Annotated in this window: 18 protein-coding genes; 8 read left to right on the top strand and 10 right to left on the bottom strand. The window is 65.4% G+C overall.

The features are described from left to right. Positions 1 to 599 precede the first annotated feature (599 nt). The gene (locus QW861_RS08220) at positions 600 to 3,659 is read left to right on the top strand and encodes an autotransporter domain-containing protein (RefSeq protein ID WP_315753560.1); all 3,060 of its coding nucleotides are present in this window, start codon (positions 600 to 602) and stop codon (positions 3,657 to 3,659) included. A 66-nt stretch (positions 3,660 to 3,725) separates the two neighbouring features. Here the strand turns inward: QW861_RS08220 and QW861_RS08215 are convergent, their stop codons facing one another. The 6 genes from QW861_RS08215 to QW861_RS08190 form a co-directional block, all read right to left on the bottom strand. Then, complete coding sequence (locus tag QW861_RS08215; protein ID WP_315712921.1) at positions 3,726 to 5,246, bottom strand: tripartite tricarboxylate transporter permease; 1,521 nt, start codon at positions 5,244 to 5,246, stop codon at positions 3,726 to 3,728. 120 nt (positions 5,247 to 5,366) lie between these two features. Further along, complete coding sequence (locus tag QW861_RS08210) at positions 5,367 to 5,909, bottom strand: tripartite tricarboxylate transporter TctB family protein (protein ID WP_315753558.1); 543 nt, start codon at positions 5,907 to 5,909, stop codon at positions 5,367 to 5,369. A gap of 32 nt (positions 5,910 to 5,941) precedes the next feature. Next, positions 5,942 to 6,928 (bottom strand): tripartite tricarboxylate transporter substrate binding protein, encoded by a 987-nt coding sequence (locus QW861_RS08205; RefSeq protein ID WP_315825115.1) that lies wholly within the window; start codon positions 6,926 to 6,928, stop codon positions 5,942 to 5,944. A 132-nt stretch (positions 6,929 to 7,060) separates the two neighbouring features. Next, positions 7,061 to 7,858 (bottom strand): enoyl-CoA hydratase/isomerase family protein, encoded by a 798-nt coding sequence (locus tag QW861_RS08200; protein ID WP_315753554.1) that lies wholly within the window; start codon positions 7,856 to 7,858, stop codon positions 7,061 to 7,063. Further along, a complete protein-coding gene (locus QW861_RS08195) occupies positions 7,858 to 9,051 on the bottom strand; it encodes a pyridoxal-phosphate-dependent aminotransferase family protein (protein WP_315753552.1) in 1,194 nt (397 codons plus the stop codon). The genes QW861_RS08200 and QW861_RS08195 overlap by 1 nt, the downstream gene beginning before the upstream one ends. 208 nt (positions 9,052 to 9,259) lie before the next feature. Next, a complete protein-coding gene (locus tag QW861_RS08190; RefSeq protein ID WP_315753550.1) occupies positions 9,260 to 10,465 on the bottom strand; it encodes an alanine--glyoxylate aminotransferase family protein in 1,206 nt (401 codons plus the stop codon). Positions 10,466 to 10,592: 127 nt separating this feature from the next. Here QW861_RS08190 and QW861_RS08185 point away from each other — a divergent pair, with 127 nt between their 5' ends. The 5 genes from QW861_RS08185 (at position 10,593) to QW861_RS08165 (ending at position 16,679) form a co-directional block, all read left to right on the top strand. After that, positions 10,593 to 11,351, top strand: coding sequence for a GntR family transcriptional regulator (locus tag QW861_RS08185; protein ID WP_315753548.1), 759 nt, complete (start codon positions 10,593 to 10,595; stop codon positions 11,349 to 11,351). Positions 11,352 to 11,464: 113 nt separating this feature from the next. Continuing rightward, positions 11,465 to 14,422 (top strand): FAD-binding and (Fe-S)-binding domain-containing protein, encoded by a 2,958-nt coding sequence (locus QW861_RS08180; RefSeq protein WP_315753546.1) that lies wholly within the window; start codon positions 11,465 to 11,467, stop codon positions 14,420 to 14,422. 167 nt (positions 14,423 to 14,589) lie between these two features. Then, on the top strand, positions 14,590 to 15,018 hold the full coding sequence (locus QW861_RS08175; protein WP_315753544.1) for a GlcG/HbpS family heme-binding protein: 429 nt from the start codon (positions 14,590 to 14,592) through the stop codon (positions 15,016 to 15,018). Positions 15,019 to 15,224: 206 nt separating this feature from the next. Then, positions 15,225 to 16,229, top strand: coding sequence for an SDR family oxidoreductase (locus QW861_RS08170; RefSeq protein ID WP_315753542.1), 1,005 nt, complete (start codon positions 15,225 to 15,227; stop codon positions 16,227 to 16,229). Between the two features lie 87 nt (positions 16,230 to 16,316). Beyond that, positions 16,317 to 16,679, top strand: coding sequence for a VOC family protein (locus QW861_RS08165; RefSeq protein WP_315753540.1), 363 nt, complete (start codon positions 16,317 to 16,319; stop codon positions 16,677 to 16,679). A 1-nt stretch (position 16,680) separates the two neighbouring features. Here QW861_RS08165 and QW861_RS08160 read toward each other — a convergent pair whose 3' ends face one another. Next, positions 16,681 to 17,505 (bottom strand): GNAT family N-acetyltransferase, encoded by an 825-nt coding sequence (locus QW861_RS08160; RefSeq protein WP_315753538.1) that lies wholly within the window; start codon positions 17,503 to 17,505, stop codon positions 16,681 to 16,683. A 211-nt stretch (positions 17,506 to 17,716) separates the two neighbouring features. Between QW861_RS08160 and QW861_RS08155 the strand changes: the two genes are divergently transcribed. Together QW861_RS08155 and QW861_RS08150 are read left to right on the top strand one after the other, a co-directional pair. Beyond that, entirely contained in the window at positions 17,717 to 18,202 is a 486-nt protein-coding gene (locus QW861_RS08155; protein WP_315753536.1) for a hypothetical protein, read from the top strand. 145 nt (positions 18,203 to 18,347) lie between these two features. Continuing rightward, entirely contained in the window at positions 18,348 to 19,457 is a 1,110-nt protein-coding gene (locus QW861_RS08150; protein ID WP_315753534.1) for a DUF418 domain-containing protein, read from the top strand. A gap of 698 nt (positions 19,458 to 20,155) precedes the next feature. Here the strand turns inward: QW861_RS08150 and QW861_RS08145 are convergent. The 3 genes from QW861_RS08145 to QW861_RS08135 form a co-directional block, all read right to left on the bottom strand. Then, positions 20,156 to 20,935 carry an enoyl-CoA hydratase/isomerase family protein gene (locus QW861_RS08145; RefSeq protein WP_315753532.1) on the bottom strand — a complete coding sequence of 260 codons (780 nt, stop codon included), beginning with the start codon at positions 20,933 to 20,935 and terminating at the stop codon, positions 20,156 to 20,158. 72 nt (positions 20,936 to 21,007) lie between these two features. Beyond that, positions 21,008 to 21,745 carry an esterase/lipase family protein gene (locus QW861_RS08140; RefSeq protein ID WP_315753624.1) on the bottom strand — a complete coding sequence of 246 codons (738 nt, stop codon included), beginning with the start codon at positions 21,743 to 21,745 and terminating at the stop codon, positions 21,008 to 21,010. After that, positions 21,745 to 25,170, bottom strand: a complete 3,426-nt coding sequence (locus tag QW861_RS08135; protein ID WP_315753529.1) for an acyl-[ACP]--phospholipid O-acyltransferase — start codon at positions 25,168 to 25,170, stop codon at positions 21,745 to 21,747. Before QW861_RS08135 ends, QW861_RS08140 begins: the two co-directional genes overlap by 1 nt. Between the last annotated feature and the right edge of the window lie 188 nt (positions 25,171 to 25,358).

Raw genomic sequence — 25,358 nt, 5'->3', positions numbered from 1 at the left:
ACCTCTGGAGAAGCACCGGACGGCTTCGAACATCGGTACGATTGTTTTGGTGTTCCCAGCCAAGTCCTATCCACCACAATCCGCGAACCAATTACGGCATGGTCCCAATCAGAAACTCGCAACTGATGCCGATGGTCGTGGGAGCCTCAGCGTGTGGCCTGTTCACCCGCCGCGTTTGGTCTGCTCGGTCCGCGAGGCTGACGCGCAGGGAGAATCTGGGCAATTCAGGTGCTCGTCGCGGTCTATCCGCAGCGTTTGAGGCAGGATCGCTGATGCCACAGCCCATGCTGCACAAGCCCGCCGCATGCGCGCCATTCGGTTGCGGAACGACCACGCACAACCGGAGGCGGAGGCTGGTTCGTATCGAATGTTGCACGACGGTCACAGGCAGCGACGAACTTAGGCCGTCTCGAAATCCACCCAAAAAATCACAGTACCCGCCGAGGCGATCTTGGCTGCGATATGCCGTCTGGCACGATTGGAGGCGCCTGACGGCGCCTGCACGACATGGATTCAATCGCGAAGATGCAAAGGCTGACGTGCTGATCGCAAACCGATCCGGTCCCCATACGGTCTCGCGCTCGAGGCGGTTGTGCTGGTTGTCAGCGGCCGCGCTGGTCACCCCGGTGCTTGCGGCGGCGCCAGCCGTTGCGCAGGCCACCAGAGGCGGCGCCGGCGGCAGCAGCCAGGACACCTTCGCCAATGGCGGTGCCAGCTCGGCCACGGCCGTTGGAAATGTCGGCGCCAATGCACCTATTCCTACCCGAGGCGGCGGCGGTGGCGGCGCCGGCACACTCGGCGGGGCCGGCGGCAGCGATTCGACCGGTGCCGCACCGGGTGGCAGCGGCGGGATCGGTCCGGGCGCCAACGGACTAAGCGGTCAAAGCGGCTTCTCGATTCACAGCGGAGGCGGAGGTGGCGGTGGCGCACATGGCGCCGTCGTAACCACGGACACGAGCAACTCCGCAGCGCTGTCCGGCGGCAATGGTGGACGTGGCGGCGCCACCACCGGGGATTTCGGCGGTGGCGGCGGCGGCGCCGGCGGATACGGGGTGGTCGTCGATGGCAACGGGCTCACCTACAGCAATGGCAGCAGCATCACGGGAGGCAAGGGCGGCAATGGCGGCGCGGCTGCCTCGCTAAATGTCGTCGTGAATGGCTGGGGCGGCAATGGCGGCCAGGGCGGTTACGGTATCTTTCTGACGGGAAGCAGCGTCGTGCTGAACAACGCCGGCACCATCAAAGGCGGTGGCGGCGGAAATGGTGGTGACGCGCCATCCAGCACCCAACCGAATGCGAGTGGCGACGGTGGTAGTGGTGCCGCCGGCGTCGCCTTCGCCGCGGGCGGCACGCTGATCAACTCCGGCACCATCACCGGCGGCGACGCAGGCGTGGCCGGCGCGACGGATACCAGTCACTCCGGCACGGCTGGAACGGCCGGTGCGGGCGTCATCGGCGCCAATCTCGCGATCATCAACAGCGGCACGATCTCGCGCGGTAACGGCTTCGGATTGTTCGCAGCCCCCGCCGCCATCAGCTTCACCGGCGGCAGCAACGTGCTGGAGATCTGGGCGAGCTCGATCATCAATGGCAACGTCGTCGGCACCGGCACCGATACGTTCCGGCTCGGTGGCGCCGCGAACGGCAGCTTCGACGTTTCCACGATCGGCGCGACCGCACAATTCCAGGGCTTCTCGAGTTTCGTGAAGACGGGCACCGCGACCTGGACGCTGGCCGGCACGACGACCGCGGTTACGCCGTGGAGCATCAACCAGGGCGCGCTCGCGGTGTCATCAGATGCCAATCTCGGCGATGCTTCCGGCAGCATGTCGTTCGGTGGCGGCACGCTGCAATATCTCGCCGGCTTCAGCTCCAGCCGGACCGTGACCCTCAATGCCGGCGGCGGCACGTTCGATACCAACGGCAACAACGCGACACTCAGCGGGACGATTTCGGGCACGGGGGGGCTCACCAAGGTCGGCGTAGGCATCCTGACCTTGTCAGGCACCAGCAGCTACACCGGGGCGACGACCATCGACGGCGGCGTGCTCGACGTCGAAGGTGCGATCACGAACACCTCTGGGGTGACCGTGAATGCCGGCGGCACCCTGACGGGTGCGGGTCTCGTCGATCCGCCGATGACGGTCGGCATCAATGCCGGCGGCACGCTGGCGCCGGGCAATGGCACCGCCGGCTCGTCGATGACCATCGTCGGCAATCTCGCCTTCCAGTCCGGTGCGTACTATCTGGTGCAGCTCGATCCGACCACGGCCTCATTCGCGAGCGTCACCGGAACGGCCACCCTCGGCGGCGCCACCGTCAACGCCGTGTTCGGCACCGGCGGCGGCTATATCGACAAGCGCTACACCATCCTGACCACGAGCGGCGGCATCTCGGGCGGCTTCGGATCGGTGGTGAAGACCAACCTGCCCTCCGGCTTCAAGACCAGCCTGAGCTACGACGCCAACAACGTCTATCTCGATCTGATCCTCGCCTTCGCCGTGCCCGGCGGACTCAACGGCAATCAGAAGACGGTCGGCGATACGCTGTCGGCGTTCTTCGATCGCACCGGCGATATTCCCGTCGTGTTCGGCAAGTTGAACCAGGCGGGCCTCACGCAAGCGTCCGGCGAGAGCGCCACCGGCGTGCAACAGACCACGTTCAACGCCATGAGCCAGTTCGCCAGCCTGCTGACCGATCCCTTCGCACAAGGTCAAGCCAGCGGCGGGGGCGCGATCAGCTATGCTGACACATCCCGCAAGCGCACCGATGCTTTCGCGATGCTGACTGACGACAGGCCGGCCGAGTTTGCGCAGCGCTGGAATGTCTGGGCGGCGGGCTTCGGCGGCTCGCAAACGACCAGCGGCAATGCAGTCGTCGGCTCCAACGATACCACCAGCCGCATCGCCGGCACCGCCGTCGGCGCCGACTACCGGATCGCACCGCGCACGATTGCGGGCTTCGCGCTCGGCGGCGGCGGCACCAGCTTCAGCGTCAACGGCCTCGGCTCCGGCCGCTCCGATCTGTTCCAGGCCGGCGCCTATCTGCATCATCATATCGGCCCGAGCTATCTGAGAGCGGCCCTGGCCTATGGCTGGCAGGACGTCACCGCGGATCGCACCGTCACCATCTCCGGTGTCGACCGGCTGCGCGCGACCTATCAAGCCAATGCCTGGATCGGCCGCATCGAGGGCGGCACGCGCTTCGTCGCTCCCATAGGCGGCATCGGCCTGACGCCTTACGCGGCTGCGCAGGTGACGAGCCTGCGCCTACCGGCCTATGTGGAGCAGGCCATCTCCGGCACGTCGACCTTCGCACTGAGCTACACCGGCAAGACCGTCACCGACACACGCACCGAGTTCGGCCTGCGCACCGACAAGTCCTACGCGCTGGCAGACGGCGCCCTCACCTTGCGCGGCCGCCTCGCCTGGGCGCACGACTTCAATCCCGATCGTTCGGTCGCGGCGACGTTCCAGACGCTGCAGGGCGCAAGCTTCGTCGTCAACGGCGCCGCGCAGGCGCGCGACTCCGCGCTGACGACGACCTCGGTCGAGATGAGCTGGCAGAACGGCTGGAGCGCCATGGCGACGTTCGAAGGCGAGTTCTCGAGCGTCACCCGTTCCTATGCCGGCAAGGGCAGCGTGCGCTACTCGTGGTAGGAGCGGCGTAGCCGATCGAGCGCAGGCGTCCAGCTGGCAGGGCACGGGTGATCAGCGACAACCGTACTAAGCCTCGGCCTTCGCGGCCGGCGCTCCCGACTTGCTGAAGGTCGCGATCACACGATCGATCAGCGGCCAGAACAGCAGCACGATCGCCAGCGTCGTGATGGTGCCCACCAGCCCGTTCGCCCAGAACACCTTCATGTTGCCGCCGGAGATGATCATCGACTGCCGGAACGCGTCCTCGGCACGGCTGCCGAGCACCAGCGCCAAGGTGAACGGCGCCAGCGGGATCTTGATCTTCTTGAAGACATAGCCGACGACGCCGAAGCCGAGCATCAGCCAGACGTCGAACATCGCGTTCTGGATCGCGTAGGCGCCGATGGCGCAGGACACCACGATCATCGGCGCCACGGCCGCGAACGGCACGCGCAGGATCGAGGCGAAGATCGGCACGGTGGAAAGCACGAGCACGAGGCCGACGACATTGCCGAGATACATCGACGCGATCAGGCCCCAGACGAAGTCCTTGTGCTCCACGAACAGCAGCGGGCCGGGATTGAGGCCCCACACCATCAGGCCTCCGAGCAGGATCGCCGCGGTGCCCGAGCCGGGGATGCCGAGCGCCAGCATCGGCAGCAGCGCCGCGGTGCCCGAGGCATGCGCGGCCGTCTCAGGCGCGAACACGCCCTCGATGCGTCCCTTGCCAAAACTGTCCGGATTCTTGGAGAAGCGCTTGGCGAGGTTGTAGCCCATGAAGGAGGCTGCGATCGCGCCGCCCGGCGTGATGCCGAGCCAGCAGCCGATCACCGAGGAACGCAGCAGGGTCATCCAGTATTTCGGCAGGTCCTTCCAGACGGCGAGCACCGTGCGCAAGGAGATCGCTGCGGCGTGACCGCGCAGCGCCAGGCGTTCCTCCATCGTCAGCAGGATCTCGCTGATGCCGAACAGGCCGATGACCGCGACCAGGAAGTTGATGCCGCGCAACAGATCGGTCGAGCCGAAGGTCATCCGCAACTGACCGGACACGGTGTCCATGCCGACGCCGGCAAGCAGCAGACCGAGCGCCATCGCAATGACCGTCTTGTGCTTGTCCTCGCGTCCCAAGCCCACGAACGAGCAGAAGGTCAGGAGATACACGGCGAAGAATTCAGGCGGACCGAACTTCAGCGCAAACGACGAGATCCAGGGCGCCAGGAAGGTGATCAGCATCACCGCGACCAGCGAGCCGATGAACGACGAGGTGAAGGCGGCCGTCAGCGCCTCCGCTGCCTTGCCCTGCTGCGCCATGGGATAGCCGTCGAAAGTAGTCGCCACCGACCACGCCTCGCCGGGAATGTTGAACAGGATCGAGGTGATGGCGCCGCCGAACAGCGCGCCCCAGTAGATGCAGGACAGCATCACGATGGCCGAGGTCGGGTCCATCGAGAAGGTCAGCGGCAGCAGGATGGCGACGCCGTTGGGCCCCCCCAGCCCGGGCAGCACGCCGACGAAGACGCCGAGCACGAGCCCAACCATCATCAGCAGCAGCGTCTTCCAGGTCAGGAGGACCGCGAACCCGTGCAGCAGCAGACCCAAGGCTTCCATGATTTCATTCCAACTGTTTCCTCGTCATTGCGAGCGCAGCGAAGCAATCCAGAGTCGAGTGCGCAGCCCTGGATTGCGTCGTCGCGTTGCTCCTCGCAATGACGGGGGGAGAGACCGGTGTCAGTACCCGAACGCCGCTTCGAGCGGGCCCTTCGGCATGATCACGTCGAACACGACATCGAACGTCACGAACATCACAGCGCTGAACAGGAACGCCGTGAGCAGCGATTTCCAGATCGCGATCTTGCCGACGAGACGCATGAACCCGGCGATGAGCAGGAAGCTCGCGACATAGATGCCGAGAAACTGCATCGCGATGCAGAACAACAAGGTCGGCACGAACACGGCCATCACGCGCCGCAGCTGCGCGCGCGTCACGAAGGTCTCGACCGCTTCCTTGCTCGACAGGAAGGCGGCACCGATCCCGTAAAGGCTGGCGCCGCCGAGGATCACCGACAGATAGAACGGAAAGTAGCCGGGCTCCGGACCGGTCGAGTCCCAGGACGCGCCGGTCCGCCAATTGTCCCAGGCGAGTACGGACGCGAGCGCGAGCAGCAGCAGCGACACCGCGACGTCGACGGTCCGGGTAGAGGTGACGGCCGGAGAATTCTCCTCCGGCGCGGTCGGATCGTCGACGGCAATCTCGAGCTCAGCGTTGGACATCGATCCTCCTCATCCCCTCGCCCCGCCCAGCCTCACTTGGCGACGAAGCCGGCTTCCGTCATCAGCTGCTTGTTGAGCGAGCCGTCCTCTTCGAGGAACTGCAGCATGTCCTTGCCGGTGAGGAAGATCGGCTTCAGCGCCTGCTTCTCCATGTAGTCCTTGTACTCCGGTGTCTGCACCAGCTTGCTGAACAGGTCGACGTAGAACTCCTGCTGTTCCTGCGTCACCTTGCCCGGCAGGAACATCGCGCGCAGCATCAGGTATTGCACGTCCAGCCCCTCCTCCTTGCAGGTCGGAATGTCGTTCCAGGACTGCGTCTCCGTGACCTTGGTCGTGTAGGAGATGCGCTCCTTGTCGAACACGCAGAGCGGACGCACCTGGCCGGCGCGCCAGACTTCGAGATTCTCGGAAGGATTGTTGACGTTCGCTTCGGTGTGCCCGCCGACCAGTTGGGTCGCAGCCTCGCCGCCCGACTTGTAGGGCAGATAGGAGAACTTGGCTCCGGTCTTCTTCTCCATGAAGACCGTGAGCACGTGATCTTCGCGCTTGGAGCCGGTGCCGCCCAACTTGAACGGCGAGCTCGACGCCTTGGCAGCCTCGATGAACTCCTTCACCGTCTTGGGGCCGTTGACGTTGTCCCACAGCACGAACTGATCGAGTGCGATCACCGCGACCGGCGACAGCTCGTGCCAGTCGAACGGCAGCTTGGCCGACAGCGGCAGCATGTAGATCAGCGAATAGGCGATCAGGATCTTGTTCGGATCGCCGTCGCTGGACTTCATGTACATCAGGGCTTCGGCGCCCGACGCGCCGCCCTTCAGCGACACGACAACCGGCTGCTTCAGAAGATTGTTCTTCTGAATGGCAGCCTGCATCATCCGCGCCATCTGGTCTGATGCACCGCCGGCGCCTGCGGCGACGACAATCTCGACCGGCTTGGTCGGCTCCCAGCCGGCAAAGGCGGGCGCAGTTGCGAAAAAGGCCGCCGTTGCGGCCGCGATCTTGATGAGTTTGCGCACGTGTTTCTTCCCCGTTCGAAGCGCCAGCTTGCATCCTACCAGGATACTGCTGGCTTATTGTGGTCAGTTCAAGAACACAAGCATGATGCGGCCTCATGTTCCTCGGCATAAGGTCGCAAGCACGGCATTGGACTACTTGCCTTTCCAGTTCGGCGTCCGCTTGTTGAGGAACGCCTCCATGCCCTCGCGGAAATCCTCACTCATATAGGCGCGCAGGATCAAATCCTCGCCCTCGTCCCGCGACAGGGTCCGGCGAATGCGGCGCACCGCCTCCTTGGTCACCTCGAGGGTGATCGGCGCGTGCGAGGCGATGAGCCTCGCGGTCTCCAGCGCGCGTGTCTGCAGCGTCTCGACGTCAGGCACGATCTCGTTGAGCAGACCGAGCGCGAGCGCCTCCGGCGCCTCGACCAACCGTGCCTTGAAGATCAGATCCTTGGTGCGCGCCGGTCCGATCAAGGAGACCACGCGCGAGATGTTCGACATCGACAGGCAGTTGCCGAGCGTGCGCGCGATCGGAAAACCGATACGTGCCGTCTCGGTGCCGATGCGAATGTCGCAGCAGGCGGCAATGCCGGCGCCGCCGCCGGTGCAGGCGCCCGCAATCGCCGCAATCACCGGCACACGGCACAGCTCCAGCGTGCCGAGCACGCGGTCGATCCGCGCCTCGTAGTCGAGCGCATCCTGCGCGGTCTTGAAGGCGCGGAATTGCGAGATATCGGTGCCGGAGGCAAACGCCTTGTCGCCCGCACCGGTCAGGATCAGCGCCTTGATCGACCGATCGGCGTTGATGGCCTCGCAGATCGAGGCCATCCGGTCGTACATCGCGAAGGTCATCGCGTTGCGCGCCTGCGGCCGGTTGAAGGTGATCTTGGCGATGCCGTCGTCGACGGCATAGATCAGATCGTCGGAGCCGGTCACAGGCGCGGTCATCAGGCCACCTTCGGGATTGGCGCCGCCTCGCGCGCCTTCAGGACGTCCATTGCCGCGAGCACGCCACCGGCACGATGCGGCACATTGGCGAGCGCAAGGCCCATCTCGACGCCGGCGAGCGTCCCCATCAGCATCAGGTCGTTGAAATGACCGATGTGGCCGATGCGGAACACCTTGCCCTTGATCTTGTTGAGGCCGGTGCCGAGCGACATGTCGAAGTTTTCCAGCACGGTCTTGCGGAACTGATCGGCGTCATGGCCTTCGGGCATGACCACGCCGGTCAGCGCCGGCGAATGCGCCTGCGGATCGGCGCATTGCGTGTCGAGGCCCCACGCCTTCACGGCGGCGCGCGTCGCAAGGCTGTGGCGGCGGTGGCGGGCGAACACGTTCTCGTGCCCCTCCTCCTCCAGCATCTTCAGCGCCTCGTTGAGGCCCATCAGCAGATTGCAGGCCGGCGTGTACGGGAAGGTGCCGAGCTTGTTGAAGGTGATGATCTCCTGCCAGTCCCAGTAGGAGCGCATGCCGGGATTGGCCTTGGCGGCGGCGAGCGCCTTCTCCGAGACGGCGTTGAAGCCGAGGCCCGGCGGCAGCATCAGGCCCTTCTGCGAGCCCGCAACGGAGACGTCGATGCCCCACGCGTCGTGCTCATACTCCATCGAGCCGAGGCCGGAGATGGTGTCGACCATCAGGAGTGCCGGGTGGCCGGACCGGTCGAGCGCCTTGCGCACCTCGAGCGGCGGCGTTAGGCAGCCGGTCGAGGTCTCGTTGTGCACGACGCAGACGGCCTTGATCTTGTGCGCCTTGTCGTCGACCAGACGCTGCTCGATCGCCGCGATGTCGGCGCCATGACGCCAGTCGCCGGGGATGAAGTCGACGTCGAGCTTGAACTTGTCGGCGATGCCCCGCCACAGCACAGCGAACTGGCCGGTCTCAACCATCAGCACCCTGTCGCCGGGCGCGAGCGCGTTGACGATCGCGGCTTCCCACGCGCCGGTGCCCGACGACGGATAGATGATCACCGGCTGCTTGGTGCGGAAGATGCGCTGGCTGGCCGCCAGCACGGCGAAGCCGAGCTCCGCGAACTCCGGACCGCGATGGTCCAAGGTCGGCATGTCCATCGCGCGCAGCACGCGGTCGGGCACGTTGGTCGGTCCCGGAATCTGAAGAAAATGCCGTCCCGTGTGCACAGTCATTGGCGTCCATCCCCGGTCATTTGGTTGGTGCGCGGACGTGGCATCCCACGCGCTGGCCGCGCTTTTCTCCCGCCAGACCGCTGGCGTCAATAAAGAAGACGCAAGCACCGATCGCTCCGGGCTGACATCCCTCAGATGCACACAAATCCCCTTCTTCTGTGCAGTGCGGCATAGCGGGACGCCCCAGCTTGCTGCACGCGGTTTGGCCTCATTTCACCGCCGCAAGCTGGCGCGGCGCATTGCCCTGCGATGGCTCATCCAGCAGCACCATCGCGGCATCGACACCGCCCGCGCGATGCGGCACGCCGACCGCACGCAGCCCCATCTCGACTCCACTCAGCGCCGCCATCAGGGTCAGCGCATTGCACTCGCCGAGATGGCCGATGCGAAACACCTTGCCCGCGACCTTGGACAGGCCCGAGCCGAGCGACATGTTGTAATTGTCGAGCACGACCTGGCGGAACTGATCGGCGTCATGGCCCGGCGGCATCAGCACGGCGGTCAGCACCGGGGAAAAATCCTTCGGCTCCTGGCACAGCACCTCGAGACCCCAATGCTCGACCGCGGCGCGGGTCGCGGCCGCAAGCCGCTGGTGGCGCGCGAACACCTGGTCGAGTCCCTCCTCGAGCAGCATGGCAATCGCTTCGCGCAGGCCATAGAGCAGGTTCGTCGCCGGGGTATAGGGGAAGAAGCCGTTCGCGTTCAGCTTCAGCATGTCCTCCCAATCCCAGAACGAGCGCGGCATCTTGTTGGCCTTGGCAACAAGGCGCGCCTTGTCCGAGACGGCGTTGAAGCCGAGCCCCGGCGGCAGCATGAAGCCCTTCTGCGAGCAGGACACGGCGACATCGACCTTCCACTCGTCGAAGCGGAAGTCGGCCGAGGCGAGACCGGAGATGGTGTCGACCATCAGCAGCGCCGGATGCTTGGCGCGGTCCATCGCGGCGCGCACCTCACCGATCCGGCTGGTCGCGCCGGTCGAGGTTTCGTTGTGCACGACCATCACCGCCTTGAGCCGATGACCGGCGTCGGCGACCAACGCCTCCTCGATGACGGCAGGGTCGACGCCACGGCGCCAGTCGCCGGGAATGAAGTCGACCTCGATTCCCCACCGCGCCGCCATCTGCCGCCACAGCGTGGCGAAGTGGCCGGTCTCGACCATCAGCACCTTGTCGCCCGGCGACAACGTGTTGACGATGGCAGCCTCCCAGGCGCCGGTGCCCGAAGACGGATAGATGATCACCGGGCTCGTGGTCTTGAAGATCGCCTGCGAGCCGCCGAGCACGGCCTTGCCGAGTTCGGCGAACTCGGCGCTGCGGTGATCGATCACCGGCATGTCCATCGCCCGCAGCACCCGCTCGGGCACCGGACTCGGGCCCGGAATATGCAAGAAATGACGGCCTTGGGGACGGGTCACGACAGAGCTCCGGGCGACGACGGCATTCTGGCACCCATGATTGCATTCAATTCTTCAGCATGCAAGAGCTCAATCGCATGCACGCACGAGGTCGACCACATCTGTAACTACCGCTACAATGCGTAAGATGAATTCCACGATTCCCGATATCGAGACGCCACCCTTGGCAGGGCCAAGCGGTCGATCCGTGCCTGCGCGGGACGAGACCTCGCTGCATGACGAGATCCTGGCGCGGCTGCGCGACTACATCGTCGAGGGCCATGTCGCCGACGGCGGACGCCTGTCCGAGCGGCAGCTTTGCGAAATGCTGGGGGTGTCCCGCACCCCCTTGCGCGAAGCGCTCAAGGTGCTCGCAGCCGAGGGGCTGGTCGAGCTGCTGCCCAATCGCGGCGCCCGGGTGCGCCCGCTCAGCGCCGCCGACATCCACGAACTGTTCGACCTGATGGGAGGCCTGGAAGGCCTCGCCGGACGCCTCGCCTGCGAGAAGATTTCAGATGAAGCGATCGCGGAAATCGAGCAATTTCATCATGATATGTACGGATTCTACATGCGGCAGGACATGCAGGGCTATTTCCGCATGAACCAGTTGATCCACCGGGCGATCGTCGACGCCGCCGCCAACGCCACCCTTCATGCGACCTATGAGAGCCTGGCGGGCCGCATCCGCCGGGTGCGCTTCTCGGCCAATTTCGCCCGCAAGCGCGAACGCTGGAGCGAGGCCATGCGCGAGCATGAGCTGATCCTCGATGCCCTGCGCCGGCGCGCCGGAAGCGAGCTGTCCGACATCCTGTTCCAGCATCTGCGCAACAAGGGCGCGGCTGCGATCGCGTACTTCGCCGAGAGCCAGCCGCCGCTGGCGGCAGCCAAGCCAGACAAGGTCGAATAACGCCGGGGATTGCGCAAATTTGCATGCAATCAGATTGACGCATTTGCGGAAATGAATGACACCGGGCGGAACAGCGCCCGCCGGACGACAGCCGGGCCCCACCAGGGATCACCATGCCGAACGCCAAAGCCGGTCCGTCCAGGCTCGAACAGAAGCTCCGCGCCGAGATGACAGGCGACGTCTTCTTCGACCGCTTCAACCGCGGCCGCTACGCCACAGACGCCTCGTTCTACCAAGTCATTCCGGCGGGCGTGGTCGTGCCGCGCACGATGGACGAGGCGCTGCGTGCGCTCGCCATCGCCCGCGACGACGGCCGCATCGTCACGCCCCGCGGCGGCGGCACCTCGCAATGCGGCCAGACGGTCAACGAGGGGATCGTCGTCGACTTCTCCAAGCACCTGAACCGCATCGTCTCGCTCGATGTCGAGGGGCGGACCTGCGTGGTCGAGCCGGGCATCGTGCTCGACGACCTCAATCGCCAGCTCAAGAAGCACGGCCTTTGGTTTCCGGTCGACGTCTCCACGGCGTCCCGCGCCACGATCGGCGGCATGGCCGGCAACAATTCCTGCGGCGGCCGCTCGCTGCGCTACGGCACGATGCGCGACAACACCATCGCCATCGACGCCGCGCTGGCCGACGGCACGCTGGCGCATTTCGGCGAGGTGGCGCGAGACCTTCGTGACGTCAGCGCGCCGGACAGCGCGCGCAGGTTGTTTCGCGACATGCTGGCGCTGGGCGAGCGCGAGGCCGCGGAGATCGCCGACAGGTTTCCCAAGGTGCAGCGCCGCGTCGGCGGCTACAATCTCGACGCACTGACGCCGCGCAACGCCGCCAACAACCTGGCCCATCTGCTGGTCGGCTCCGAGGGCACGCTGGCCTTCTCCACCCGGATCGAGCTCAAGCTGTGGCCGCTGATCCGCACCAAGGTGCTCGGCGTCTGTCATTTCGGCAGCTTCTATCAGGCGATGGATGCGGCCCAGCATCTGGTCAAGCTGAAGCCGATCGCGGTCGAGCTGGTCGACCGCACCATGATCGGGCTGGGCCGCGACATCGCGATGTTCCAGCCGGTGATCGCGGCGGCGGTGCGCGGCGATCCCGACGCGATCCTGGTGGTCGAGTTCGCGGAGGAGACGAAGGACGAGAACCTCGCCAAGCTGAAGCAGCTCTCCGAGTTGATGGGTGATCTCGGCTTCTCCTGGAGCAACGAGATCTGCAAATGGGGCGGCGTCGTCGAGATATCAGACCCTGCGCTTCAGACCGCCGTCGCCGACTTCCGCGCCGCCGGCCTCAACGTGATGATGTCGATGAAGGAGGCCGGCAAGCCGGTGTCGTTCGTCGAGGACTGCGCCGTGCCGCTGCCCCACCTCGCCGACTACACCGCGCGGCTCAACGAGGTGTTCGCCAGGCACGGCACGCGCGGCACGATGTACGCGCACGCCTCCGAGGGCTGCCTGCATGTGCGCCCGGTGCTGAACCTGAAGCTGGAGAAGGACGTCAAGGCGATGCGCGCCATCGCCGAGGAAGCTTTCGCCATGGTGCGCGAGTACAAGGGTTCGCATTCCGGCGAGCATGGCGATGGCATCGTGCGCTCGGAATTCCACGAGCAGATGTTCGGCAGCCGCATCGTCGCCGACTTCAAGGAGGTCAAGCAGCGCTTCGATCCGGCGAACGTGCTCAATCCTGGCCGCATCGTCGATCCACCCAGGATGGACGACCGCTCGCTGTTCCGCTATCCGCCGGACTACCGCATCGTCGACGACATCAAGCCGGTGCTCGACTGGTCGGCCTATCCGGGTGCCGCCGGCGGCTTCCAGGGCGCGGTCGAGATGTGCAACAACAACGGCGCCTGCCGCAAGCTCGACGGCGGCGTGATGTGCCCGTCCTATCGCGCCACCCGCGACGAGAAGGATGTCACGCGCGGCCGTGCCAATACCTTGCGGCTCGCGATCTCCGGCCAGCTCGGTCCCGGCGCGCTGTCGTCCGACGAGATGATGGAGACCTTGAAGCTCTGCGTCTCCTGCAAGGCCTGCCGCCGCGAGTGCCCGACCGGCGTTGACATGGCCAAGATGAAGATCGAGGTGCTGGCGGCCCGGGCGACGACGCATGGCCTCACGCTGCGCGACCGGCTCGTCGCCTATCTGCCGCGCTATGCCGATATGGCTGCCCGCATCGCGCCGCTCGTGAACCTGCGCAATCATGTTGCGCCCCTGCGCGTGCTGATGGAGCGCGTTGCGGGCATCAGCGCCAAGCGCAAGCTTCCGGCCTTCCGCACCGACACCTTCCGCGTCGACGCCGACGCGTTCGGTCCGGCTGATGGCCGCGAGGTCGTGCTGTTCGGCGACACCTTCAACCGCGTCTATGAGCGCGAAAATCTCGACGCCGCGCTGCGCGTGCTGATCGCCGGCGGCTATCGCGTCTACGTGCCCAAGCCGGCCGATGGCGGCCGCGCCCTGTGCTGCGGCCGCACCTTCCTCTCCGCCGGCCTCGTCGACGAGGCCCAGTCCGAGCTGCAGCGCCTGGTCGAGACCTACGCGCCGTTCGCCTCGCGCGGCGTGCCGATCATTGGCCTCGAGCCAAGCTGTCTGCTGACGCTGCGCGACGAACTGCTGTCGCTGCGCAACGACGCCACCGCGAAAACGATCAGCGCACACGCGCTGCTGCTGGAAGAGTTTCTGGCGCGCGAGGCCGAGAGCGGCAGGCTGGCGCTGCCGCTCGCCCCCCTGCCCGGTAAGGCCTTGTTGCACGGCCATTGCCATCAGAAATCCTTCGCCGCTTTCAAGCCTGTCGAGCAGGTGCTACGACTCATTCCGGAGCTCACGGTCGAGACCATCGAATCCTCCTGCTGCGGCATGGCCGGCGCGTTCGGCTATGGCGCGGAGACCTACGAGGTCTCGCAGCAGATGGCGGAGGCGTCGCTGCTGCCCGCCGTGCGCAACGCCGACGCCGCAACGTTCATCGTTGCCGACGGCACCTCCTGCCGCCACCAGATCCAGGACGGCGCCGCCCGCGGTGCCGTTCACGCCGCGCAGCTCCTGGCGATGAGCCTGGAGCGGGCGCAAGCATCAACGTAGGTCACGAGAGACCGGACGCCGCGGAGCGCGACCTCAATGTTCGTCATTGCGAGGAGCGTAGCGACGAAGCAATCCAGACCTTTTCTTTCGTCCTGGATTGCTTCGCTTCGCTCGCAATGACGGATGATAGAGCCGACTTTTCATCACAAATCGCAAAGGACACCGACATGGCCGATCTCAAGCTCGACGCCGCTCGCAAGATTCTGGATGCCACGCTCGCGAAGGGCATCGAGAAGAAGCTCAAGCCGCTCGCCGTGATGGTGCTCGACGCCCGCGGCTGCCTGAAGGCGGCCGCCGCCCAGGACGGCACCAGCCTGATGCGGGCCGAGGTCGCGCATGGCAAGGCTTATGGCGCGCTGGCGCTCGGCCTCGGCTCCCGCGCCCTGTTCCAGCGCGCCCAGGAGCAGGCCTATTTCATCGACGCCGTGAACACGCTGGCCCAGGGCCGCATGGTCCCGGTGCCCGGCGGCGTGCTGATCATGGACGGCACGACGCTCGTCGGCGCCGTCGGCGTCTCCGGCGACAGCTCCGACAATGACGAGATCTGCGCCGTCGCCGGTATCGAGGCCGCCGGCCTCAAGGCCAATCCGGGCTGAGCTCCGGTCGCACCTGCAAAGCTCAGCGAGCTTTTCCGTCCCACAATCTCGAGGGGGCTGGCCGCCCTCTCGAAGCCTGATCGATCATGCGTCGAATTCCACGGCTCAGATCGCGGCTGACGGAGAATTCATTCGGCCGGCTTGACCGGCCCGAAACATTGCCGGCTGCTGCACGTTTGTACGACGGGGCGCGTGGAGAACCGGACATGCCTCGCAGACGAGCTCGCACCATCATCATCACTGGCGCCTCCGCCGGCGTCGGCCGTGCCATCGCGAACCGCTTCGGCGAGGCCGGCGATCGCATCGGCCTGATCGCGCGCGATGAGCATGCGCTGCGCGACGTCCAGCGCGAGCTGCAGGCGCGGTTTGCCCATGCCGAATACGAGGCCGTCGATGTCGCCGATGCGCAGGCCCTGTTCGACGCTGCCGAGCGGCTCGAGCAGCGCCTGGGTCCGGTCGACATCTGGATCAATGACGCCATGGAAACGGTGTTCTCGACCGTGGCCGACATCACACCGGAGGAATTCCGCCGCGTCACCGAGGTGACCTATCTCGGTTTCGTGCACGGCACGATGGCGGCGCTGCGATCGATGCGCCGACGCGGCGAAGGCCGCATCATCCAGATCGGTTCGGCGCTCGCCTATCGCGGCATTCCGCTACAGGCGGCCTATTGCGGCGCCAAACATGCGATCCGGGGCTTCACCGACTCGCTGCGGGCCGAGCTGATGCACGAGCGCTCAGGCATCACGCTCTGCATCGTCGATCTGCCCGCGGTGAACACACCGCAATTCGACTGGGCTCGCGCGCACCTTGCGCATACGCCACGGCCAATGGGCCGGCCGGTGGAGCCTGAGGTGATCGCTGACGCCGTCTATCGCGTTGCCGATGGCGGCTTCCGCGAATATTGGATCGGCTGGCCGACGCTGCTGACCATCCTCGGCAACGCCATCGCCCCGGCTTTGCTCGACCGCTACCTCGCCGCCAAGGCGATCGCCGGGCAGCAGACCGACGTGCCGCTGGTGCCCGACCGCACCGACAATCTCGATCACCCGGTTACACGCCTGCACCGTACCCGCGGCTCGTTCAGCCGTGGCGCGGCCCTGCACGCGATGCTCGTGCCCGGCGATGTGGCCCGCGCCGCGACCGTCGCAATCGGGGCCGCTGTCTTCTTTGCGCTGGGAGCGACGCTGAGCCGGCGGGGGAGGCGCTAGGCCGCGCGTTGCAACGCGGTGCTTGCGTGACACCGGCGAGATGCGCTTTTCTGCTCCGCGCTATCCATTCCCGTCCGGAGCGCCTGCATGACCATCGAAAGCATCAGCGCGATCACCATTGCCACCCATGACATGGCCCGCGCGGTCGCCTTCTATCGCGCGCTCGGCTTCGACGACATCCCGTATGGCGGCGCCGACACCCCGTTCACGACCTTCCGAGTCGGCGCGGGCTATCTCAACCTGATCGCTATGCCGGAGGACAAGCAGTGGAGCTGGTGGGGCCGCATCATCTTTCATGTCTCGGACGTCGACGCCGTCTACGCCAAGGCGCTGGCCGCCGGCTTCTCGCCCTCCACCACGCCGCGCGACGCCGAATGGGGCGAGCGCTACTTCCATCTCACCGATCCCGACGGTCACGAATTGAGCTTCGCGCGGCCGCTCGACAAATGAGCTAGCCGAGCTCGAAAGTGGTGACGCCGAACAGCCGCTCGATGCGTAGTGGCGCGATCGGGCGGGTGTACATGCGCGCGGTCTCGAACACCGGCTTCAGCCCGAGACTCTCCGCCAGCGCCACCGCCTCCGGGTTGATCGCCGGCACATCGAGGAAGACCTCGGAGTCGCCGATCTCGCTCAGCAGCGCCGAGACGATGGCCTCGGCATCGGCCCGGCTGTGCGCGACCAGCGGACCGATCTTAGAGCCGGTGCGGCACGGCCGGATCACGCCCCAGGCGGCAAGCGCGCCATCACGGATGACAGCGCGGCCGACATGGCCGGGGGCTCCGATCCAGGCCTGCAGGAACGCGCGGCGCGACGCCGGAAACACAGCCGCGTCGGAGGCCTCGATGTCGGCCAGCGGCACGTCGCTCAGCGCAACGAAGTCCGATCGCGCAGCAGCGGGCAGCACCGTAGCGGCCTTCCCACTGTAGCGGACATTGGCATAGGCATATTTGAAGCCGGACTTTCGATAATTGTCCTGCTGCGCGACGACACCGTCGAGGCCGACGACACGCGATCCCGCATGCGCCATCGCAGCCTGCCAGAGCCGCAGGCCATAGCCATGCCCGCGCAGATCAGGACGTACGATGTAGAAGCCCAGAAACGCGAAGCGTTCGTCGTAGTTGACGCAGGACACCGTCGCGACCGGCACACCGTCACGTTCGGCGATGAGAAATCCCTGCGGATCGACCACGGAAAAGCACGCGGCATCGGACAGGCCGGGATTCCAGCCCTCGGCCGCCGCCCAGTCGATGGCCAGCGGAATCTCTTCCGGCCGCATCGGCCGGATGAGAAGGCCGTCGGTTGCAATTGGGCCACTTTGCATCATCTCACAACGCTAGCGCCAACTGCCGTCCTTCGCAGCAACAAAGATGCCCTTGGGCGGGAATATTGCGATCGTTGCGCACAACGCTGCGCAGGGCTAACGTTCATCTCCCATGATACGACGAAACGCACAAACCGATCGCATGCGCCCTCGGTGGCTGACATGGATGCTGCGTGGCCTCATGGCCAGTGCCGCATTGCTCGCGACGGGGTCAGCTTTCATCGCCATCTTCAATCCACCGGCCGCCGTTCTATTTCTTTCAATACTCACCTCGCCGCTGTTCATGAATACACGGCCACCTCCGATGTTCGAGAACGACGTTGCGGACTCCTGGCTCAAATCAGTGGAGAGCGGAAAACGGCTCACGGCCCACCTTCAGGCGGAATTCCCATCCGGAACACCAGCCGCGATGTTGACAGCAACGCTGCTGAAGCAAGGATTCGAACCGTTCCCGGATTGCGTCCGCGACGGACATATCGTGGTGCGGCTGGGAGAGATTCATGCACCATGCCGAACGTCCGAGACCGCCAATGTCCATTTCTATCGATGGGGCAATCCAGCCTGTGTGCAGACGATCGACGTGACCTGGAAGTCAGACGATGCAGGAGCGATCACAGAGGTGACAGCAAGCCATCATGACGCCTGCCTGTGAACGCGGAAGTCAGTCCATTCCCTGCTTATGAGTTCTCAGCCCTATGACTGCGACGATCGGATCAGCTAATCCGACGGGGCCTGCCTCTGGTGGCGACCGGCTGCCAGCCATCGACATCCTCCGGGGCCTCGCCCTCTTTGGCGTCATGGCCATCAACGTCGTATTTGAGTTCCGTATCTCGATCTTCCAGCAATTTCTGCCGACGCCGAGAGCGCACGAAGCGGGCACGACCTTCTTCGCCGGATCGTCATCACCGGAGACGGTCAAGCTTTTGTGGGCCATCGTCGGAGACTCGCCCTTCAATCGCGCCATCGAAGATGGTCTCGCGCGCGCCGTCTCCATGAAGGCGCTTGCCCTGTTCTCGCTGCTGTTCGGCATCGGGCTGGCCATGCAGTTCGACCGGATCGCTCCGGAGCGACGTATCCCCCTGCTGCTCCGGCGGCTGCTCGTCCTGCTCGCGATCGGCATTTTGCACCTGACGCTGCTGTGGAATGGTGACATCCTGACCGAATATGCGCTTGCCGGACTGCTCGTGCTGCCGTTCCTGTTCGCGCCAAGCTGGCTGGTGATCGCGAGCAGCCTCACCCTGCTCGGGCTGTACTTCACCAGCTGGCTTATTCCCGTGCTGCCGCTACTAAGCTCCTCCTGGATGATGCAGCATGTTGTCGATGCCAATCGCATCTATGCCAACGGCAACTTCTCGCAGATCCTGGTGTTCCGGCTGTCCGAAATCAGCGCCATCGCGCCGCTGCATTTGTGGATCTTTCCGCGCACGCTCGGACTTTTCCTCGCCGGCATCGTCATCTGGCGATCCGGCCTTCTGCGCGATATGCCGCATCACCGCGTCATGCTGCTGCTGACGGCCCTGGCCGCACTCGCTGTCACGATCGACGCCGGCGCATCGCTTGCGACTGTGAGCCTGGCGCTTGCCTATGGTGCGCTGATCCTTTCGGCTGCAAGCACCATCTGGGGCGCCCGCCTGCTAGGCTGGGCGGCTCCCGTCGGCCGGATGGCCTTCACCAACTATCTCATGCAGTCCGTCATCTTCGGCGTCGTGTTCTACGGCTATGGCCTCGGCCTGTTCGGCCGGCTCAGCGTCTCGCTCGCACTTGGCATCGGCGTGGTCGTCTATGTGCTCCAGGTGATCGCGAGCTGGTGCTGGCTGAGGCTGTTTCAGTTCGGCCCCATCGAATGGCTGTGGCGCAGCCTGATGTACAACAAGCTGCAGCCGATGCGGCTTCGGCCGCACTCCTGACGCGACTTTGCCCGTCGGGTTACTATGTCGCACCCCGGTGGGTGTTGTCTTGTCGGGCAAATCAGCTGCACATTTCACGGCGTCGCGGCTTACGAGAGGGGGCGCCTCGCGATCGTCACAAGCGTTGGGCCGGTGATGCGATGGCCGTCGCGGCATCAGGCGCGTTTGCGCAAGACGACTGGTGGCGTGGCGGACGGCGAAATCGTGTGGTCCTGACATCCCGACGCTGATGTCAACTCGCGACGAGGCTTTGCTTCGCGCGGGGATGGTGGCCAGAAAGCCCGGCGCACCAGGGAGATCACGTATAAGCCGTAAGCCCGTCGCGCAGGGAAGGCCGGTAGTTGCGGCCAAACCTGTGGTCACTGCCGCCTGCTTTTCTTCCTGCAGGCGGGCATGGGGGCGGCGAGCGCCCGGCCTTCCCTGCGCCCTCTTCGTTCAGAGGGCGAAATCTGACGCAAGACTCGGACGCGAAGCGTCGCGAGATCGCGGATCCATGTATCACCCTATGTGGACAAATATTGTTGGAGCAAAGAACCTTTCCACCCCTCCACTGTCATCGCCCGCGAAAGCCGGCTATCCAGTATTCCAGAGGCCGTGGTCATCGAACCGGGAGGCCTCGGCATACTGGATGCTCCGCCTTCGCGGAGCATGACAGCGGCAACAACAGAGCCGCCGTCACACACTCTACCCGCAGCGAGCTACTTCCCCGGCCACACCGGCTTGCGCTTCTCGGCAAACGCCCTCAGGCCCTCCTTGGCATCCTCGGTCATCGCCAGCAGCGCGATCTGGCTTTCGAGATAGGCGATGGACTCGTCGAACGACATCGAGGCGATGGCGCGCATGGCGTATTTGCCGCGGCGGATGGCGGTCGGCGACTTGTCGACGAGACGGCCGATCAGCCAGTCCATCTTGCCGTCGAGCTCGGCGGCGGGAACGACATGGTTGAGCAGCCCGGCAGCCTGTGCAGTCTTGGCGTCGAACGGCTCGCCCGTGAGCGCCCATTCGTTGACGAGACGCGGCGGCGCGATACTCTGCAAGAGGCTCAGGACCTGCATCGGGAACACGCCGACCTTCACCTCCGGCAGGCCGAAGACGACGTGATCGGCTGCGACCGCCATGTCGGTCATGCACAGCAAGCCCATGCCGCCGGCCATACAGACGCCGCCGACGCGCGCAATCGCCGGCTTGGTGGAATTCTGCGACAGCCGGAGCAAGTCCGCGTAATCGACATTCGGGCGGGAGAAATCCATCGCGAAGGCCGCGCCGGAGTTCTGCAGGTCGGCGCCGGCGCAGAACGCCTTGTCTCCTGCGCCGGTCAGCACGATCACGCGCACCTCGGGATCGTCATGTGCCGTGCGATAGCCGCGCGAGATCCCGGCGATCACGTCGCCATTCAGCGCGTTGCGCTTCTCCGGACGATTGATGGTGATCCAGAGGGCCTGCCCGCGCTTGTCGAGAATCACGCTGTCGTCGGTCATCGCCTTGCCTGTCGCTTGATGTCGGATGCGAGATTGTCGCGGGATAGCTGCCGCGGGCAAGGAAAACTTGCGTCAAGAGGCCGCGCGGCGGCCGATCTCGGCGATGACCCCGTGCAGCAGCGGACGCACCGGCTCGAACTGGCCAGTGCGCAGGAACGCGATGGTCTGCCGGAACGACGTCGGATGCACCAGCAGGCCCATGTGCGACGCCTTGATGGTGGTGTGGTCCGTCATCCCGGCGAGCTTGCAGCTCTCGACGGAGACGCGGCCGTCGTTCGGCCACGGCAGCAGGAACAGCCCGGCGATCGGATCGAGGAAGCGGTTGCCGGCGATCACGCCGATCTCGTAGTCGGCGGGTGGCAGAGAGGCGAGCGTGACGTCCTTCGTGGTCACCAATTGCAGGCCGGCTGGACCGAAATAAGCGCGATAGAGCCCGACGTTCTGCAGCCGGTCGGCAAGCTCGCTGCCGCCATTGGGCGTTCCCAACATGACGACACGGCCGAGCCGCGCCGGCCGATGCTTCGCAATCGCGACCCGTGCCAGCAGCCCGCCCATCGAGTGGGTGACGAAGTGGATCGGACCGTCGATCCTGGCGGTGAAATCGGCGATCGCCGGGCGGATGTCGTCGGCAAGAAACTCGAGCGGTTTCTTGCGGCTTTCATAGTCGAGGTTCAGCGTCGCAAAACCTGCGCGCTGCAACCGCTTTTCCAGTGGACGCAGCATCAATGATCGGCCGGCGATGCCATGCAGCAGCACAACCCCCGCGCCGCGGGGGCCACTGTGCTGAGAACGCCGGCGCAGCGATGCGATCACGCGACTTCCCGCTCCTCCGGCTCGCGCTCCGTCGTAGCGGTTGCCGCACTCGCCTCGGCAAGTGCCTTGGCGCCGACATAGTCGGTCTTGCCGGAACCGAGCAGCGGGATCTTGTCGACCACCATCACGACGGCCGGCACCGCAAGCTCCGGCGCACCTTGGCCCTTGGCCTGGCGCTGCATCGCGGAGCGCTCGGCATCCTTCTGCGTCGTGATCAGCACGATGCGCTCGCCCTTGCGCTGATCGGGGATCGACACCGCGACCGAAGCCGCCTGCGGCCACAAGGTCGCGGCGATCTGCTCGACCACCGTCAGCGACACCATCTCACCGGCGATCTTGGCAAAGCGCTTGGCGCGGCCCTTGATCGTGATGAAGCCCTGCGCGTCGATGGTGACGATGTCGCCGGTGTCGTGCCAGCCCTCCGGCAGCGCCTCGAGCACGCCGGGATTTTCGGCCCTGACATAGCCGAGCATGACATTGGGCCCCCGGACCGAAAGCCGCCCGCCCTCCTCGATGCCCGGCACCTTGTCGAGCCGGTACTCCATCAGCGGCGACAGGCGCCCGACGGTGCCGACCCGGTTGGCCATCGGCGTGTTCATCGCCAGCACCGGCGCGGTCTCGGTGACGCCATAGCCTTCGAGCAGGCGGATGCCATAACGCTCCATGTAGATCTGCCGTGTCCGATCCTTGACCGGCTCGGCGCCGGCGATGACCAGCCGCAGCGTGCGGAAATCATAGGCATGAGCGGAGCGTGCGTAACCAGTCAGGAAGGTGTCGGTGCCGAACAAGATCGTGGCGCCAGTCTGATAGATCAGTTCGGGCACGATCCGGTAATGCAGCGGCGACGGGTACATATAGATCGGAATGCCCGCCAACATGGGCATCATCATGCCGCCGGTGAGGCCGAAGGAGTGGAACACCGGCAAAACATTGAACACAAGATCGTTAGCGTTGGCATCGACCCTCGCCAATGCCTGGGCGGCGTTCGCGAGAATGTTGCGATGGGACAGGACGACGCCCTTTGGCGTGCCTTCGGAGCCGGACGTGAACAGAATCACGGCGGGGTGGTCGGCATTGCGGGCGACGCGCGGCCTGGTGCCGTCGATCATTCCCTTGATCTTGTCGGCCAGGCTGACCGAGGCCTTGACGTCCTCGAGATAGACCAGACGGGCCTGCCCCTCGATCGCCGCGATCAGCTTGTCGAGCTTGCCCTTCTCGATGAAGGCCCGCGACGTCAGAACGGTCGTGACCTGCGCCGCCTTCATCGCCGCCAGCACGTTCACCGGGCCGGCGGAGAAGTTCAGCATGGCCGGCACGCGGCCGATCGACTGCAGCGCCATGAAGACCACGGCGACGCCAGCGGAGTTCGGCAGCAACAGGCCGATGTTCTCGCCCACCATCGTGCCCTGCTCGAGCTTGCGGCTGAGCACCTGCGAGCCCAGCAGCAGCTTGCGATAGGTCAGCTTGGTGCCGAGCGGATCCTCGATCATCACCTTGCCGGTGTCGTGGTCGCGATGGGCATGGGCGAGCGCCTCGAACAGCGTTCGATCCAGCATGGCGTTCTTCACCATGGCTTCGATCATCACGTCCTGCAGCGCAGCGCCAGCTGCATTGCGGCGGGTCTTGCCCTTGAGAGCCGCATCGATGGTGAGCTTCACCGGCGGCAGGATCGTCACCGTCACCTTGGGAAACCACGAGCGCTTGATCTGGCCATCCTTGAGATAGCTGAGATGCGAGCGCTGCGCACCCTCGATGCGGACCGGCACCACGACGGCGTCGGCCTTGTCGGCGATCATCGCGGTGCCGTCATAGACCTTCATCAGCGAGCCCGACACCGTGATGCGGCCCTCCGGGAAGATCACCACCGGTTCCTGGCTGGCGACCAGCTTGATCAGATCGCGAGCACCGAGCGGCTTGGTCGGGTCGATCGTGATGTGGCTTACAAGTTTCAGGAAGACCTTCGCCCACCAGGCCTTGGAGATCCCGGTGTCGACGGCAAAGGTGGCATCGATCGGCAGCACCGCGTGGAGCAGCGGACCGTCGATCAGGCTGACATGGTTCGGCGCGATCAGCATGCGGGTGCCGGCCGGCGGCAGGTTCTCCAGCCCACGCACCTCAGTGCGGAACAGCGCGCGGAACAGCATCGCGCCGAAGTCGCGCACGCCCTCCCTGCCCCATTTGTTGAGCACGAACCAAACGGCGCCGAAGCTCGCCAAAGCCAGACCGAAGAAGATCCAGGCGATCGAGAGGCCTGCGGCCTGCAGACCGGCCACGCCCAGCGAGCCGACCACCATGAAGGCGGCCTGCAGCACGTTGCCGGCAGCGATGACCCGGGCGCGCTCAGTCGGCTCCGACCAGGCCTGCACCGCGGCGAAGGCAGGAACCACGAACAGGCCGCCACCAAAGGCGAAAACCGCGAAATCAATCAGCATGCGCGCTCCCGCCCAGGAGCCGACGAAGGCGAGCGGCGAGAGGTCCTTCGCGGTCGCTGTCGTCCCGATCGTCCAGGACAGATCGAGACCGAGCACGCCCATGAGGATTGCGCCGATCGGCACCAGCGCGAGATTCGGCCTGACGTGGCTGAGATGCGCCGCGAACAGCGAGCCGATGGCGATGCCGATCGCGAAGACGGCGAGGCACAAGGTGACCACCCCCTCGGTGCCGCCGACGACATCCTTGACCAGCGCGGGCAGCAGCGACAGCACGACGGCGCCGACCAGCCAGAACCACGACACGATCACCATGCCGTCCCACAGCCGGGGCATGGCATGCAACGACTTCAGAAGGTGCGAGGTCGATGTCCAAGGGTTGGCCGTGATGCGCAGATCCGGTGCCGACGGCGAAGTGTGCGGAATGCGCGACGCCGAAGCCCAGGAGATCACCGCGAGGCCGATGACGGCGAGAGCGACCCATCCCATATGCGACGAGCCGGAGACGAGCTGGCCGCCGGCGATGGTGCCGATCAGGATGGCCATGAAGGTCGCACCTTCTACCAGCGCGTTGCCAGTAGCGAGTTCACCGACCGTCAATTGATCCGGCAGCATCGCGTATTTCACGGGGCCGAACAGCGCGGCGATGACACCGAACATGCCGAGGGCGACGAACAGAAGCGGGATCGAATGCAGAAAGAAGCCCAGCGCCGCGAAGCCTGCGGCAAAGATTTCCGCGAACTTGAGCCGGCGCGCCACGATTCCCTTGACGTATCGATCCGCCAGCTCGCCGCCGAGCCCGGACAGGATGAAGAATGGGAAGATGAAGACGGCGCCCGCCACGGTCACAAGCGCGTCGCCATGCGTTGCCACGGCGCCGTAGAGCAGCATGATGACCAACGCATTCTTCAAAACGTTGTCGTTCAGCGCCGAGGAGAATTGGGCCCAGAACAGCGGGGCAAAACGACGCGACGACATCAACTGCTTGATCATGATCGATTCCTGGTGTGCTGCAGCGGCTTGGCCGCAAGGACCGCAAGAGCCTGGGTTGGTGATGAAATGAAGTGGTGCCGGTGATGCATCCCGTTAGACGCGGTCATGCGGTTTCGCGTTCTGCTGTTGGTCGCCGACCAGCACGAAGAGTAGCGCGTAGGTCGTGTGCAAAAGGCTTATCCAGACCT

This window comes from Bradyrhizobium sp. SZCCHNRI1029 (assembly GCF_032487555.1).
In the GTDB taxonomy this organism is placed as follows: Bacteria; Pseudomonadota; Alphaproteobacteria; order Rhizobiales; family Xanthobacteraceae; genus Bradyrhizobium.
Note: the sequence above shows the minus strand (reverse complement) of the source record. Positions and strands in the feature narration are given on the sequence as shown.